Origin of the sequence: Micromonospora sp. A200 (assembly GCF_029893845.1) — a bacterium.
In the GTDB taxonomy this organism is placed as follows: Bacteria; Actinomycetota; Actinomycetes; order Mycobacteriales; family Micromonosporaceae; genus Micromonospora; species Micromonospora purpureochromogenes.
The window spans coordinates 206178-221123 of the sequence record NZ_JARXXY010000008.1; the positions used below are offsets into that span (position 1 = coordinate 206178).

At 73.4% G+C, this 14946-nt stretch carries 17 protein-coding genes; 8 read left to right on the forward strand and 9 right to left on the reverse strand.

The window, feature by feature from the left end; translation table 11 throughout:
* Positions 1-27: 27 nt before the first annotated feature.
* Together M2302_RS10555 and M2302_RS10560 are read right to left on the reverse strand one after the other, a co-directional pair.
* The gene (locus tag M2302_RS10555; RefSeq protein WP_280837724.1) at positions 28-1176 is read right to left on the reverse strand and encodes an acyl-CoA desaturase; all 1149 of its coding nucleotides are present in this window, start codon (positions 1174-1176) and stop codon (positions 28-30) included.
* A gap of 14 nt (positions 1177-1190) precedes the next feature.
* Positions 1191-2282, reverse strand: coding sequence for a ferredoxin reductase (locus tag M2302_RS10560; RefSeq protein WP_280837725.1), 1092 nt, complete (start codon positions 2280-2282; stop codon positions 1191-1193).
* An 83-nt stretch (positions 2283-2365) separates the two neighbouring features.
* Between M2302_RS10560 and M2302_RS10565 the strand changes: the two genes are divergently transcribed.
* From M2302_RS10565 to M2302_RS10575, 3 genes are all read left to right on the forward strand, one after another.
* Positions 2366-3586, forward strand: a complete 1221-nt coding sequence (locus M2302_RS10565) for a helix-turn-helix domain-containing protein (RefSeq protein WP_280837726.1) — start codon at positions 2366-2368, stop codon at positions 3584-3586.
* A 218-nt stretch (positions 3587-3804) separates the two neighbouring features.
* On the forward strand, positions 3805-4464 hold the full coding sequence (locus M2302_RS10570) for an HNH endonuclease family protein (RefSeq protein WP_280837727.1): 660 nt from the start codon (positions 3805-3807) through the stop codon (positions 4462-4464).
* Positions 4465-4578: 114 nt separating this feature from the next.
* A complete protein-coding gene (locus M2302_RS10575) occupies positions 4579-5223 on the forward strand; it encodes a GNAT family N-acetyltransferase (RefSeq protein WP_280837728.1) in 645 nt (214 codons plus the stop codon).
* Here the strand turns inward: M2302_RS10575 and M2302_RS10580 are convergent.
* Both M2302_RS10580 and M2302_RS10585 read right to left on the reverse strand, forming a co-directional pair.
* Positions 5172-5975, reverse strand: coding sequence for a Stf0 family sulfotransferase (locus tag M2302_RS10580; RefSeq protein ID WP_280837729.1), 804 nt, complete (start codon positions 5973-5975; stop codon positions 5172-5174). The genes M2302_RS10575 and M2302_RS10580 overlap by 52 nt on opposite strands.
* Before the next feature lie 93 nt (positions 5976-6068).
* Positions 6069-6923: an aminoglycoside phosphotransferase family protein gene (locus M2302_RS10585; RefSeq protein WP_280837730.1), complete on the reverse strand. Its 855-nt coding sequence runs from the start codon at positions 6921-6923 to the stop codon at positions 6069-6071.
* Between the two features lie 150 nt (positions 6924-7073).
* Here M2302_RS10585 and M2302_RS10590 point away from each other — a divergent pair, with 150 nt between their 5' ends.
* Positions 7074-7331: a hypothetical protein gene (locus M2302_RS10590; protein ID WP_280837731.1), complete on the forward strand. Its 258-nt coding sequence runs from the start codon at positions 7074-7076 to the stop codon at positions 7329-7331.
* Positions 7332-7581: 250 nt separating this feature from the next.
* Here the strand turns inward: M2302_RS10590 and abc-f are convergent, their stop codons facing one another.
* Positions 7582-9219 carry a ribosomal protection-like ABC-F family protein gene (gene abc-f, locus M2302_RS10595; protein ID WP_280837732.1) on the reverse strand — a complete coding sequence of 546 codons (1638 nt, stop codon included), beginning with the start codon at positions 9217-9219 and terminating at the stop codon, positions 7582-7584.
* Between the two features lie 390 nt (positions 9220-9609).
* On the opposite strand from abc-f, the gene M2302_RS10600 reads away from it, so the two are divergent.
* Positions 9610-11850, forward strand: coding sequence for a hypothetical protein (locus tag M2302_RS10600; RefSeq protein WP_280837733.1), 2241 nt, complete (start codon positions 9610-9612; stop codon positions 11848-11850).
* Positions 11851-11886: 36 nt separating this feature from the next.
* Here M2302_RS10600 and M2302_RS10605 read toward each other — a convergent pair whose 3' ends face one another.
* The 4 genes from M2302_RS10605 to M2302_RS10620 all read right to left on the reverse strand — a co-directional run bounded on the left by M2302_RS10605 (position 11887) and on the right by M2302_RS10620 (position 13390).
* Positions 11887-12051, reverse strand: coding sequence for a hypothetical protein (locus M2302_RS10605; protein ID WP_280837734.1), 165 nt, complete (start codon positions 12049-12051; stop codon positions 11887-11889).
* A 96-nt stretch (positions 12052-12147) separates the two neighbouring features.
* Entirely contained in the window at positions 12148-12354 is a 207-nt protein-coding gene (locus tag M2302_RS10610; protein WP_280837735.1) for a helix-turn-helix transcriptional regulator, read from the reverse strand.
* Positions 12354-12812 (reverse strand): DUF2975 domain-containing protein, encoded by a 459-nt coding sequence (locus tag M2302_RS10615; RefSeq protein ID WP_280837736.1) that lies wholly within the window; start codon positions 12810-12812, stop codon positions 12354-12356. The genes M2302_RS10610 and M2302_RS10615 overlap by 1 nt, the downstream gene beginning before the upstream one ends.
* Positions 12813-12892: 80 nt before the next feature.
* A complete protein-coding gene (locus M2302_RS10620; RefSeq protein ID WP_280837737.1) occupies positions 12893-13390 on the reverse strand; it encodes a MarR family winged helix-turn-helix transcriptional regulator in 498 nt (165 codons plus the stop codon).
* A gap of 68 nt (positions 13391-13458) precedes the next feature.
* On the opposite strand from M2302_RS10620, the gene M2302_RS10625 reads away from it, so the two are divergent.
* From M2302_RS10625 to M2302_RS10635, 3 genes are all read left to right on the forward strand, one after another.
* A complete protein-coding gene (locus M2302_RS10625) occupies positions 13459-14121 on the forward strand; it encodes an NAD(P)H-dependent oxidoreductase (protein ID WP_280837738.1) in 663 nt (220 codons plus the stop codon).
* Between the two features lie 86 nt (positions 14122-14207).
* Positions 14208-14588: a VOC family protein gene (locus M2302_RS10630; protein WP_280837739.1), complete on the forward strand. Its 381-nt coding sequence runs from the start codon at positions 14208-14210 to the stop codon at positions 14586-14588.
* A gap of 61 nt (positions 14589-14649) precedes the next feature.
* Entirely contained in the window at positions 14650-14832 is a 183-nt protein-coding gene (locus tag M2302_RS10635; RefSeq protein WP_280837740.1) for a hypothetical protein, read from the forward strand.
* Positions 14833-14946 lie beyond the last annotated feature (114 nt).

Sequence of the window (14946 nt, forward strand, 5' to 3'; positions counted from 1 at the left end):
GTGGCTCGGCGGCGCCGTCGCGGGTGCTCAGGCCCCCGAGGGAGCGAGGGTACGCGTCGACAGGTCGTCGGCCGGCTTCGGCGCGGCCGGGGTCCGGTTGGGCAGCGACAGCCGGATGACCTTCCACCAGGCCGAGGCGACCTGCTTGGGCAGCGGGCCGGTGGTGTACTTCAGCCCGTACCGGTCGAAGAGCGCCCGGACCTGCGGGGCGATCTCCTGGTAGCGCTTGCTCGGCAGGTCGGGGAAGAGGTGGTGCTCGATCTGGAACGACAGGTTGCCGGTCATGATGTGCATCAGCCGGCTCCCGCTGATGTTGGCCGAGCCGAGCATCTGCCGCAGGTACCACTCGCCGCGCGTCTCGCCCTCGATGCTGGTCTTCTCGAAGGTCTCCACGCCGTTCGGGAAGTGCCCACACATGATCACCGAGTGGCTCCACAGGTTGCGGATCAGGTTCGCGGTGAAGGTGGCGGCCAGGGTGCTGAGGAAGGACGGGCCGGACAGCAGCGGGTGCACGACGTAGTCCTTGAGCACCTGACGGCGGATCTTGCGGCCGACGGCGCGGGCCCGGGCCCGGAACTCCGGGGCCTTGCGCCGGTCCTTCTGCAGGTTGCGGCCGAGCTCCAGGTCGTACGCGGCGATGCCGTACTCGAAGAAGCAGGCGTTGACGAAGTTCCACAGCGGCTGGCCGAGGTGCATCGGGTGCCACTTCTGGTCCTCGTCGACGCGCATGATCCCGTACCCGAGGTCGTTGTCCTTGCCGAGCACGTTGGTGTACGTGTGGTGCAGCTGGTTGTGCGAGTGCTTCCACTGGTCGGCCGGGGAAACGTGGTCCCACTCCCAGGTGGTGGAGTGGATCTTCGGATCACGCATGAAGTCGTACTGGCCGTGCAGGATGTTGTGGCCGATCTCCATGTTCTCCAGGATCTTGGCCACCGCCAGGCCGGCGGTGCCGACCACCCACGCCGGCGGGAAGAGCGAGAAGAGCAGCACCGCGCGGCTGCTGATCTCCAGCGTCCGCTGGGTCTTGATGACCTTGCGGATGTACCGGGCGTCGGACTCGCCGCGCTCGGCGATCACCCGGTCCCGGATGGCGTCGAGCTCCTTGCCCAGGATCTCGATGTCCCCGGCACTGAGGTGGGCGATCGGGTTGTCCGGCTTCTTCTGGATCGCGGTCACGTCCGGCCTCCTGTCTACAGGTCGATGTCGCAGGTACCGGCCGCCGCCGACACGCAGGTCTGGATGAGTACGCCGTCACCGGGGACGGCCGTGGTGATGTCCCCGGTACGCAGGTCGCGGACCGCCCCCTGGCGCAGCGGGAGGACGCAGCCGTAGCAGATGCCCATCCGGCAGCCCGACGGCATCAGCGCACCGGCGGCCTCCCCGGCGTCCAGGATGGGGGTGGCGCCGTCGGCCCGCACTTTGAGACCGGCCCTGGTGAAGGTGACGGTGCCGCCCTCCCCCGGTGAGATCACGGTCGGCCGGAACCGCTCGGTGTGCAGCCGCTGCGCCGCGCCGGCCGCCCGCCAGTGCTCCTCCACCGCGTCGAGCATCCCGATCGGGCCGCAGGCCCAGGTCTCGCGCTCCAGGTGGTCGGGGACCAGCCCGGCCAGTTCCTCGACGCCGAGCAACCCGTCGGTGTCGGTGTGCCGCTCGACCAGCCGGATCGCGCTCTGCGCGGCGAGCGCCCGCAGCTCGGCGCCGAAGACCACGTCGGCCGGGGTGGGCGCGGAGTGCACGACCACGACGTCCGACCGGCCGAGCGCGCCGGCGCGCAGCATCCCCATGACCGGGGTGACGCCGCTGCCGGCGGTGAGGAAGAGGACCCGGGCCGGCGCGGGGTCGGGCAGGACGAAGTCCCCCTGCGCCTGGTCGAGCTGGACGATGGCGCCCGGGCGGATGCGCCGGACCAGGTGGCTGCTGACCTTCCCGTCGGGGATCGCCTTCACCGTGACGCAGATGCGACCGTCGGGACGCCCGGGAGCCGAGGTGACCGAGTACGCCCGCCACTGCCGGACCCCGTCGACGTCCACGCCGAGGCGCACGTACTGCCCGGCGGTGTGGCCGCGCCAGGCGCGGCCGGGCTGGATGGTCAGGGTGGCGGCGTCGCGGGTCTCGGCGTCGATTGCGACCACGCGACCGCGCAGCGCGGCCCCGGCGCGCAGCGGCGCGACCAGGTCGAGATAGTCCTCGGGGAGCAGCGGGGTGGTGACCGTCTCGGCGAGCCGGAGGAGCCGGTCCCGGACGGAGAGCCTCGTCGGGGGACGCGGGACGGTGGTGGTCATATGTCCAGGATCGTCGCCCGTTCGCATAACATCTTGGCCAGCTAAGGTGAATTGACCACGGGTTCTTGTTCGGGGAGAACAACATGACCGATCCTTCCGGGGCCACCAGCCGCCGGGCGGCGCACCTGGAGCTGGACGAGCGGGTGGCCGACCGGCTGCGCGGCCAGCTGCCCGCGGTGGCCGAGCGGACGGTCACCGCGATCACCGCCGAGGTCCCCGACTACTCGGGCACCCTCACCGGACAGATGCGCGAGAAGATCGAGAGCGCGGTCCGCATCGCGCTGGGCACGTTCCTCCAGCTCATCGAGCGGGCCGACGCCGCCGACCCGAGCACCCCGCTGAGCCGGGCGTTGGAAGCGGCGTACGCCCTCGGCAGCGGCGAGGCCCGGTCAGGGCGGAGCATGGACGCGCTGCTGGCCGCGTACCGGGTGGGGGCCCGGGTGGCCTGGCGGGAGGTCTCCGCCACCACCGTACGCGACGGGCTCTCCGCCGAGCGGGTGGCCGAGTTCGCCGAGCTGATGTTCGCCTACATCGACGAGCTCTCCGCCGCCAGCGTGGCCGGGCACACCGACGAGCTGGCCAGCGCCGGCCGGGTGCACCGGCGCTACCTGGAACGGCTGGTCCAGCAGCTGCTCGCCGGCGAGCCGGAGGAGGTGCTGCGCCGCAGCGCCGAGCGGGCGGAGTGGCCGCCCCCGCAGACCCTCACCGTCGCGGTGCTGCCCCGCAGCAACCTGCGCGGAGTGCTCGCGACGCTCAGCCCGCACACCCTGGAGAGCGGCGAGGACCTGCCCGGGGTGGAGCTGGCCGAGGAGTCCGCCGTGCTGCTCGTACCCGACGTGCACGGCGGGCGCCGGCGGCGGCTCACCGGCGCGGTGCAGGGGCACCGGGCGGTGGTGGGGCCGGCCCGGCCGTGGACCCGGGTCGCCGAGTCGTACCAGCGGGTGCTGCGGGCGCTGGCGCTCGGGTTGGACCGGCCGGCGGACGGCGCGCCACTGGACACCGAGCAGCACCTGGCCCGACTGGTGCTCAGCACCGACCCGGAGGCCCTGGCGGACCTGCGCGCGCAGGTGCTGCAACCGCTGTCGGCGCTGCCCCCGGCGACCGCCCGGCGGCTGGCCGAGACGCTGCGCTCCTGGCTGCTGCACCAGGGCCGGCGCGACGACGTCGCGGGCGATCTCTTCGTCCACCCGCAGACCGTGCGCTACCGGATGGGTCAGCTGCGCGAGCTGTACGGCGAGCGCCTCAACGACCCGGCGACCGTGCTGGAGCTGACCCTGGCGCTGGCCTTCCTGCCGGCGGAGTGAGCCGACCGGCCGCCACGGGTGGCCGCGCCCGCCCCACCGCCGGGCGCGTCGACGCCACGGCTGGACCGCCGTTGCGCAGGCTGGCACACATACCGAGCTTGTCATCGGTTCGGCGACGCTGCGTCGCCCAGCGTTCACAAACTTGATCTGGATATCGGCCGCCTTCTCTGTCCGTATGTACGCAGGCGATCCCGCCCACCCTCATTGGACGGAGCACCATGACCCGTACCCTGCGCGCGACGGCCACCATCCTCGCCGCCGCCCTGGCCGCCACCCTCGGCCTCGCCCATCCCGCCTGGGCCGCCAGCTACTCCGCCTCGCTGACCACCGCGGTCGCCGGCCTTCCGGTCGCCACCGAGGTCCGCACCGGCTACAACCGCGACCTCTTCCCCCACTGGGTCGACGCCGACGGCGACGGCTGCCACGCCCGCAACGAGGTGCTGATCGCCGAGGCCGTCTCCGCGCCGACGGTCGGCGGGAGCTGCACGCTGTCCGGCGGGCGCTGGTACTCCTACTACGACAACGCGTACTGGACCCTCACCGGCGATCTCGACATCGACCACATGGTGGCGCTCGCCGAGGCCTGGGACTCCGGCGCCCGCAGCTGGACCACCAGCCGGCGCCAGGCGTACGCCAACGACCTGGGCGACAGCCGCCCGCTGGCCGCCGTCACCGACAACGTCAACCAGGCCAAGGGCGACCAGGACCCGGCCACCTGGCTGCCCCCGTACGCCTCGGCCCGCTGCCGCTACGTCAAGGAGTGGGTCGCCACCAAGATCCGCTGGCGGCTCACCGTGGACAGCGCCGAGAAGAGCGCCCTGACCAGCTGGGCGAACAACTGCCCCGCCACCACCGTCTCGGTCACCTACGCCTGGTGACGCCCGGCCGGCCCGCCGCCCGGCGGGCCGGCCGTTGCCGGCCGGTCCCGGCACCGTCGCGGAGTCGACCCGGAGGCTTGCGGTGCAAGCGGTTCCACCCCGTACCGTCCCGGCATGGACAGCACCGCCACCGCCATCCGCCAATACCGGAACCGCGACCACGACGCGGTCTACGACATCTGCGTCCGCACGGCCGACGCCGGCGGCGACGCCCGCGGCCGGTACGCCAGCGACGACCTGATGCCCGACCTCTTCGCCGGGCCGTACCTGCACCTGGAGCCGGATCTGGCGTTCGTGCTCACGCACTCCGACGTCGTCGTCGGCTACGTGATCGGCACGGCGGACACGTCCGCCTTCGTGCGGGCCTACCGGCGGGAGTGGATACCCCGGCTGGCCGACCGGTACCCGGTACCGACCCACCCGCCGGCCACCCCGGACGACGAGATGATCGCTTTGCACCACCGGCCGGAGCGGATGCTGCTGCCGGAACTCGCCGGCTACCCCGCCCACCTGCACATCGACCTGCTGCCCGAGCACCAGGGCCGGGGTCACGGCCGGCGACTCGTCGAGACGTTCCTGCGCGCCGCCGCCCGCGCCGGGGCGCCCGGGCTGCACGTCGGCATGGTCACCGCCAACGTGCGGGCGCGCGGCTTCTATGACCGGCTGGGCTTCCACGAGATCCCGGTGCCCGACCCCAGCCCGGTCACCTACCTCGGCCGGACGACGCGGGTGCCGGCGCCCGTCGAGACCGCCCGGTAGCGGTGGATCCACTCCCGGTTGAGCTGGTCGGCCTGCCGCCGGTGCCGGGGTACGACGGCGGCCCCGGCGGGCAGCGCGAGCCCGAGGAAGTCGAGGACGGCGTGGGTGACGCCGACCAGGTCCGCGTCGAGGTCCTCGTAGGACACCACGTACGGCCGGACGCCGGACGCGGCGAACCACGCCCGCCACGCCGCGTCGTGCCGGCCGATCACCTCGACCAGCCGGCCGATCGCGTCCGCGTCGAAGGTCGGCGCGCCCCCGCCGCCGTCGCCGCCGCCGCTGATCTCACCGTCGCCGCCCAGGTACCAGGTGCCGGTCTGTTCGGCGCGCAGCCAGGACACCGCCTGCGCGACGACGTCGTCGCGCCGCAGGTACACGAAACGGGTACGCCCGAAGGCCCGTTCCAGCAGCGCCCGGTCCGCGCCGGCGAGGTCCGGGTACACCGTGGCCAGCCGATCGACCAGCTCGTCGAGCGTCCCCCACATCAGCTTCGCCCCGAAGACGCCGTTGTCGGTACGCCCGGCCGCCAGCGCCGCCGCCAGGTACTCCCGGTAGTCGACGTTCCCGTCGGGACGCCGGGCGATCCCCCAGCGCTCGGCCCACAACGGCTCGTCCGGCACCCGGAAGTACGCCTGCGGGCGGCCGGCGACCCCGGTGGAGGCGAGCAGCCCGAGCAGCAGTGAACTACCGGTGCGGGGCGTGGCGCAGACCAGGTAGGAGTCGACGGGCTCGCGGCCGGAGCGGGTGGTCACGCCGCCGAGGGTAGGCCGGCCGGGCGGGGGCGGTTCAACCACTTTTTCCGGGTGCCGGCCGACCATGCGGGGGGCGCACTGGCGCGGGTCCTGTCACGCCAGGTCGTCCAGCACCGCCTCGACCGCCCGCCGGCCCAGGGCGGCCATTGCCGGGTTGGTCTCGCGGTAGTAGGTCAGCGCGCTGACGAACGGCAGCGCCCAGCCGCGCCCCCGGGCCCACGTCGCGTCGTCGAAGCCGGCCGCAGCGCGGAACACCTCCCGGGTCTCGGCGGTGAACAGCACCCAGGCGGGCAGCGCGTCGCACGCCGGGTCGCCCGCGCCGGCCGCGCCGAAGTCGATGACACCGCTCAGGTGCCCGCCCTCGACCAGCAGGTTGCCAGGGAGCAGGTCCCCGTGCGTCCAGACCGGCGGCCCGTCCCACTCGGGCACGGCGAGCGCCTGCTCCCAGGCGGCGAGCACCGCGTCGGTGTCGACGAGGCCACGGGCCGCCGCCGTCCACTCGCGGACGTACGCGTCCCGCCCCCGCAACGGCCCGCTCCGGTAGCCCGGTCGGGCGCCGGCGGCGTCGACCCGACGCAGGGCGGCGACGTATCCGCCCAGCTCCGCGGCCACGCCGGCCAGGCTTCCGTCGGCCTCGGTCGCGGTCACGCCGCCGATCCAGCGGTTGACCGCCCACGGCCAGGGATACCCCTCGCCCGGCTTGCCCAGGGCCACCGGCTCCGGCACCCGCACCGGCGAGTGCGGGGCGAGGCGCGGCAACCAGTCGTACTCGAACTCGACCTGCTCCACCGCGTCCGCGATGCGGGGCAGGCGCACGACCAGGTCGTCGCCGAGCCGGTAGATCGCGTTGTTGGTGCCGGCCGAGCGGACCGGCTCGACGGGCCGGTCCGTCCAGCGCGGGAACTGCGCGGCGAGCAGGCGACGGACCAGGCCCACGTCCGTCGGCACCTCGTCATCGTGCATCCGCCCACCGGACATTCCGCCCCCTGTCACGTCGTGATCCGCCGGCGCAGCCTAGTTCGCCGGGTGGGGAACCGACCCTCGATTTTCGGGCGCGGCACCAGGTCCCCGCTGGGGCGGCCTGACCGGCGGTGACGGGTGACTAGCCGCCCGCTCGGCGGGTACGCGCTGCCCATGGGTAGCCAGCAGCACAACAAACACGACAGCGGTGGCGAATCGGCCCGGGGCCGGCGGCACCCGGGCAGCGGCGCGCCAGGGCGGCAGGGTTCGGAGGTCGAACGCTCGCCCAAGCGCCGGCACCAGCGCACCGCGACCGGCCCCTCGGGCAGCGAACGCGACCACGGCCGGTCCAAGGTCGCGCACGAGGGGCGGGTGCACCGGCAGGGCACCGGCTGACCCGGCCGCCGCCGTACGCGCCTCCCGGTTCCACTGACGGGCGGTGCGTACGGCGCGCCGGCATCCACTACGACACCGACCAGGACCCGGCCGGCGGCGACGTCGGCGTCGTCCGGGAGCCCTTCGAGGTCAACGCGCTCGGAGCGCTGAAGGTGTCCCAGGCCGTCCTGGCGTTGCTGCGACACCAGCGGCCCGGCCGCCGGGTCGGCTTCTTCCGGGACGGCCGGCCCGTCCCCTGGTGATGCCGGTGTCAGTCGGGCTCGGGCGCGCCGGTCTCCCGCAGCTCTCCCCCGGCGAGCCGCAGCCAGCGGTTCACCCCGATCTCGGCGAGGAACCGCTGGTCGTGGCTGACCACCACGAACGCGCCCTGGTACGCGCCGAGCGCGCTCTCCAACTGGGCGACGCTGACCAGGTCGAGGTTGTTGGTCGGCTCGTCCAGCAGCAGTAGTTGGGGTGCCGGCTCGGCGCACAGCACGCAGACCAGGGTGGCGCGCAGCCGCTCCCCGCCGGAGAGCACCCCGACCGGCAGGTGGATGCGGGAGCCCCGGAACAGGAAGCGGGCGAGCAGGTTCATCCGCTCCGCCTCCGGCGTCCCGGGCGCGAACGCGGCCAGGTTCTCCGCCACCGTGCGATCGAGGTCCAGCAGGTCCAGCCGCTGCGACAGGTACGCGATCCGCCCGTCGGCCCGCCGCACCCGGCCGCCGTCGGACTCCAGGTCACCGTGGACCAGGCGAAGCAGGGTGGACTTGCCGGCGCCGTTGGGCCCGGTCAGCGCGATCCGCTCGGGTCCCCGGATCACCAGGTCGGCACCGTCGGCGGCGAAGAGCGCGCGGTCGCCGTAGCGGACCTGCATCCGCTCGCCAAGGAAGACGGTGCGCCCGGCGGGAACGTTGGTGCCGGGCAGGTCCAGCACGATCCGCTGCTCGTCGCGCAGGGCGCGGCCGGCCTCGTCGAGCCGGGCCCGCGCCTGGCTGACCCGGGCCGCGTGGGTCTCGCCGGCCCGGCCGGCCGACTCCTGAGCGCCGCGCTTCATCGTCCCGGCGAAGATCTTCGGCAGGCCGGCGCTCTTGAGGTTGCGGCTGGCGTTGCTGGCCCGCCGCTCGGCCCGCTCGCGGGCCTGCTGCATCTCCCGCTTCTCCCGCTTGACCTCCTGCTCGGCGTTGCGGACGTTGCGCTCGGCGACCTCCTGCTCGGCCCGCACGGCCTCCTGGTAGGCGGTGAAGTTGCCGCCGTAAGAGCGGACCTCGCCCCGGTCGAGTTCGAGGATGCGGTCCATCCGGTCGAGCAGCCCGCGGTCGTGGCTGACCAGCAACAGGCAGCCGGGCCAGTCGTCGAGCACGCGGTAGAGCAAACGCCGGGCGTCGAGGTCGAGGTTGTTGGTGGGTTCGTCGAGCAGCAGGACGTCGGGCCGCTTCAGCAGCTCCGCGGCGAGGCCGAGCGAGACGACCTGCCCGCCGCTGAGGGTGTCCAGGCGGCGGGTGAGCGCGACCCCGGCGAGCCCCAACCGGTCCAGCTGGGCCTGGGTGCGCTCCTCGACGTCCCAGTCGTTGCCGATCGTGGTGAAGTGCTCCTCGCTGGCGTCGCCGGCCTCGATGGCGTGCAGCGCCCGCAGCACGGGGGCGACCCCCAGCACCTCGGAGACGGTCAGGTCGCCGGCCAGGGGCAGGCTCTGCGGCAGGTAGCCGAGCACTCCCTCGACGGTCACCGACCCGCCGGTGGGCCGGCACTCCCCGGCGATCAGCTTGAGCAGGGTGCTCTTGCCGGCGCCGTTGGGGGCGACCAGACCCGTACGACCACCGCCGACGGTGAACGACAGGTCCTCGAAGACGGGTGTGTCGTCGGGCCAGGAGAAGGAGAGGTTGGAGCAGATGACGTACGCGTCGGACATGCGGAGGACCTCGGGTGTGATGCGGGCGTGCCAGAGCCGCCCGGGCAGGCAGGGGTTGGTCGACAACGCACGGCTCACCGGCGGCGGGGCGCTTCCCACGCGCCTGCCGATGGCCGAACATGTCCGGTCTCACCCGGAGATGTCGTCGTCACCCGCCATGTCTGGTCTCCCTGTCCCGATCACTCGCCGCCGACATTACCAGCAGCCGATCCGGTGTCCGGCCGACGACGGGACGCGGCAGGTGAGCCGTGCCGGTCGATGCGCGACGCGGTGACCTCCCGGTTGGCGCCCTCCTGCGCGGGTAGTCACGCCCGCCAGCCGGCTGCCGGGCGGCTCGTCCCTCGGCAGCCGTCCCGAACTGCTGGCCGCGCTGCCGGGGGTCGCAGGCCGATGACGGACACCGCACCGCCGTCCGGGGAGCAGCACGCGCCGGACGATGTCGTCGAACTGCGGGTGCACGGGGTCTCGGGCGCCCGCGCCGATCAGGTGCTCGACCGGCCGCACGCCCACCAGGTGGCCGGCGACCGCAGCGGTGGCTTCTTCCGGCCGAGGCCGGGCTACCCGGACAGCACGGGGCCGGGCGGCGTGGTGCTGGAGGCGTACCGGTGGAGCGACCTGCCCTCCGGCACCGCGGCCCGGACGCTGTCCCTGGTCTTCCTGCTCCCGTTCATGCTGAGCAACGTGGCGATCTGGATGCGGCCGGCCCGGCGGGGGCCCGGCTCGGGCGTCAAGGTGCTGTGCCGGCTCGTCGCGCTCAACCTCACCGTGCTGTACGCCCTGTCCGCCGCCGGCGTCGCCCTGGACCTGATCGCCTGGAAGTGCATGGGCTCGTCCCGCTGCCTGATGGGCCGCGCCTGGCTGTCCTGGCTCGGCGGGCACCCGGTCGGGCTGCGGCTGGCGGTGCTGGCCGTGGTGCCGATCGCCGCGGTCGGGCTGGTCTGGCTGCTGGGCGCCCGGCCCGGCCGTTCCTACGAGGGCTTCCGGGTGCCGACCGGCGACCCGGAGGGCGACCGGCTCAGCGCCGTCGGCCAGTGGGACGCCATGCCGATGGTGGGCCGGCTGCGGGCGATCCACATCGCCGTCGCGCTCGCGGTGCTCGACCTGACCCTGCTCACCGCGCGCGCCGCCGGCCACCCCTCGGTCGTGACGGTCGCCCTGGCCGTCCTCGCCGTGCTGGTGCTGGCGGCCGGCGCGGCGCTGCTCTGCGTGCCCGAGCTGCTGGAACGGCCGGCGACGGCGCACACCACCGACCGGTTGACCGTGGCGCTGCGCACGGTGGCCTGCGGTCTGACCGTGACGACCCTCGGGGTGGTCGCACTGGACCAGGCCCCGTGGCCGCTCGCGGCCGGGCTGCCGGGGTACGGCCGGATCGTCGGTTGGGCCTTCCTCGCGCAGATGGCCCTGCTGGCGACCCTCGCCGTGCTGGCCCCCTGGCGCGGCCGCCGGGACGGCGGCCACGCGCTGCTGCACGGCCTCGGCGCACCCGTGATCGCGGCCTTCGCGGTCGGCCTGGCCGGCGCGTTCTCCGCCGAGCTGGTCTACCGGACGGCGTACTTCCTCAACCGGCGGGCGATCACCGGAAGCCCGATGGATCTGGCGGCCCCGCCGCTGGCCTACAAGTGGGCGCTGTTCACCTTCTTCCTGAGCATGATCGTGGCGGTGCTGGTCGCCGCCGGGCTGACCCTGCTCTCCCGCCGGGGTCGCCGACGGGCGGCGGCAGCCATCGTCGCCCGGGACTTCCCGTCAGCCCCGCCGGAGGCCGCCGACCGGATGCGACGCGTGGAGAAGACGATCGCGCGGGCGCGGTTCACCGAGTGGCTCGGCCCGCTGGCCGTCGCGTGCGCCTGCCTGGCCACGCTCGGCCTGGCCACGAGCCTGCTCGCACTGTTCGGCCTGCAGCCGAGCCCGCTGGCGGAACGGCTGCTCGGGGTGCCGTCCGGGTTCGTGAACTTCGGGCTGACCGTGGGCAGCTATCTCATCGCCGGGCTCGTGCTCGCCCTGGTGATGGGCGGACTGTTCGCCTACCGGACGGCGGAGTTCCGCCGGTACGTCGGCGTGGTGTGGGACCTGGGCACGTTCTGGCCCCGGGCGGCGCACCCCTTCGCGCCGCCGTGCTACGCCGAACGGGCCGTACCCGAGCTGGCGAAGCGGATCTGCTACCTGGCGGAACGGCACACCGGCGTGCTGCTCACCGGCCACAGCCACGGCTCGGTGCTGCTGGCGGCCACGGTGCTGCAACTGCCGCCGCAGGTACGCCGGCGGGTCGCGCTGCTGACCTACGGGTCCCCGCTCGACCGCCTGTACGCCCGGCTCTTCCCCGCGTACCTGGGCCGGGACGTGCTGCACGAGGTGGGCGAGCGGGTCGGCTGGCGCTGGCTGAACCTGTGGCGGGAGACCGATCCCATCGGCGGTTGGATGTTCGCCGCACACCGGCCCGGTGACCCACCGACCCGGGCCGGCCCGAGCGACCGGGTCGACCGGCGGCTGCGGGACCCCGAGGACGTGGTGGCGCCCCCGAGCGACAGCGTCCCGCCCCCCGTGCAGGGGCACTGGCCGTGCGAATCCGACGAACGCTTCGCCGCCGCGGTCCGTGAGCTGGCCGACCGGCTCCGGGTCGAGGGCCGGACCTGACGCCGCCGGGCGGGGACGACGCCACCGTGGGTTCTGCTACCTGCCGCGTCGGACGGCCCGCACGCCGAACACCACGGCGCCGAGGACGAGCAGGACGCCCAGGAGCTGGAGGCCCGGCGAGTCGTCGGCCTCCCCGTACACGACGCCGGCGACGCCGATCGCGACGGCGAGGAGGGCGACGATGGCGAGGACGTACTTCATGGGGTTTCCTTTCCGAGGCCGGATCCGTCGCGGATCCGGCCGGTGAGCGGGGCGACGTGGCTGAGGTGTCCGGTGGTTGGCGCGCGGTGCGCCGGGTCAGTCCTCGACCCACTCGAGCAGGTCACCGGGCTGGCAGTCGAGCACCCGGCACATGGCTTCCAGGGTGCTGAAGCGGACGGCCTTGGCACGGCCGTTCTTCAGCACCGCCACGTTCGCCGGCGTGAGCCCGACGCGTTCGGCGAACTCGGCGACGCTCATCTTGCGTTTGGCCAGCTCGACGTCGATGCGGACGACGATGGGCATCAGATCACCGCTTCCATGTCGGTGCGCAGTGTCGTGGCCTGCCGCAGCAGTGCCCGCATCACCACCATCAGGAGCCCCAGCACGGCGACGCCCACCAACATCAGGAAGAGCAGGAGCGGCAGTCCGGGGTCCGACGCGTTGAAGCCGACGTAGAGGAACACGCCCAGCAGCACCACCCAGGCGGCGACGATCGCCCAGACGATCGCGTCCACCCACGCCAGGGCGGCGTCGCTGAAGATGCGGTCGTTCTTGACCAGGGTGAGCAACTTCCAGGTGGCCACGATCACCACCTGGATGCACAGCAGCCAGAACACCGAGACGGCAGTCATCGGCCACCGGAGGTAGGCCTGGTCCGGGGACTCCTGGGCCATGTGCGCGAACTGTCCGGGCAGGGAGAAGGTCTGGAACATGACCAGGATCCCGAACAGCAGCACGAGGAAGACTCGGAGCGGGGCCACCGCTCGATGCTCAGCGAACATGCATCGACTATCGCTCGTAACCTATCGAAAGTCAATCGGTGCGGCGGTCTCCTGACCGGTCAGCAGGCCGGCCCGCCGGCGGCCGAGCACGACGGACCCTCCGCGGCCCCGGCGCAGGACGCCGGACCGCCACCGACCGCCCGCTCCAGCAGCTCGTAGAGCGTCTCGCGCTGCCGCGCGTCCAGCGCGCCGAGCACCTCGTCCTCCACCGCCGCGAGGGCGCACTCAGCCTCCCCGAGGCGCTTCTCTCCGGCGGGGGTGAGGTCGACGACGTGCCGGCGGCGGTCCTCGGGAGACCGGCGCCGTTCGATCAGCCGCTCCGCCTCCAGCTCGTTGAGCAGCCCGACGATGTTGGTGCCGTCCATCTCCAGCGTGCCGGCGAGGGCCTGCTGGCTGCTGCCGCCCTGAGCCCGCAGCACGGTGAGCGCGACCAGGTGCCGGGGTCGCAGCCCCAGCGGCGCCAGCACCGTCTCGGCACGCAGCCGCATCCGCCGCGCGAGGTGGTCGAGCAGGGGCGCCGAGCGGTGCTCGGGCTGGTCGACCGGTACGGCAGGCATGTGACCAAGCCTACCGCCGCAGCCCACGACCCACGTGCTACAAATGATTGGTAAGATACCAATGAATTATGAAGGGCAAACCAATGGCACACCTGTTGCACATCGACTCCAGCATCCAGGGGGACCGGTCGGTGAGCCGCCGGCTGACCGAGCGCGCGGCCAGGGCCTGGCGCGCCGCGCACCCCGACGGCACGGTCCACTACCGGGACCTGGGCGCCGATCCGCTGCCGCATCTGGACCAGGCCGGCGGCCTGGCGCGGATGACACCGCCGGAGCAGCACAGCCGGGCCCAGCGGGAGTCCTGGGCGCTGACCGAGCAGCTGGTCGAGGAGGTGAGGCGGGCCGACACGGTCCTGCTGGGGCTGCCGCTGTACAACTTCGCCGCCCCCAGCAGCGTCAAGGCGTGGGTCGACCACCTGATCGCGCCCGGCCTGGCCTACGACCCGGAGACCCAGGCCGGCCTCCTGGGCGACCGCGAGTTCATCGTGCTGGCCACGCGCGGCGGCGGGTACGCCCCCGGCACGCCACGCGAGGGCTGGGACCACGCCGAGCCGTGGCTGCCGCACGGCCTGGCGATGACCGGCCTCCAGCCGCGCTTCGTCACGGCGGAGCTGACCCTCGCCGGCGTGAACCCGGCCATGGCCGGCCTGGTGCCGCTGGCTCAGGAGAGCCTCGCGGCAGCCGAGCGCGCCGTCGACGAACTCTGGGTCCCGGCCGCCGCCGCGGCCTAGGCGAGGTCGCCACGGGGCCGGACCACTCCCTCGCGCCGGCTCCACCGGGGCGGCGCGGATCGTGGACAGGCATTATCTTGCCCGGCATGCATCGGAGCCGCGTCTACGCCGTCCTGATCGACACCCCGCATGCGGAGGCCGCACGGGCGGCGGCCTTCTGGTCGGCCGCCCTCGGCGTTCCCACCGAGGCGGACCCGAAGTATCCCCAGTTCGTCGGCCTGCACGGCGCTCTGCCCGGGCTGGTCACCGCCGTGCAGGCCGTCGACGACGCGCCCCGCTTCCACCTCGACTTCGAGACCGACGACGTCGAGGCCGAGACGGCACGGCTGGTCGCCCTCGGCGCCACCGAGGTGACCCGGTGGCTGGACTGTCGCATCCTGCGGGTGCCGGGCGGGCACCTGGTCTGCGTCCTGCCGGTGGAGAGTCCGCCCGAGGTCTTCGACGCCCAGGCCCGGACCTGGCCCTGACAACTGCCTCGTCGTCGACCCCGGCCAGGCGACGCACTACGGCGGCGTCATCGAGTGCGAGGTGACCGAGACGCGGCTGCGGCTCAAGCTGACACCCGAGGCTGCCCATGACCTCGGCGTGAGCGCCGACGTCACTTTCGCCCTGGAGCTGACTTCCGACCAGCTCCCGATGCTCAAGGATGGACTGACCCGGGTCTTTGCCTCCGGCCGCGAGAACGCCCGGCCCACCCTCCTGCACACCTAGTACGACAGCCGCCGTTCGGGATCATGGGTGAAGTTCGAGGTTGAGGCGGCGTGTGTAGTGGGATCGTCGGGCTTGGGCTTGATGCCGGCGCCGCCACTGTGACCAGTGCAAATG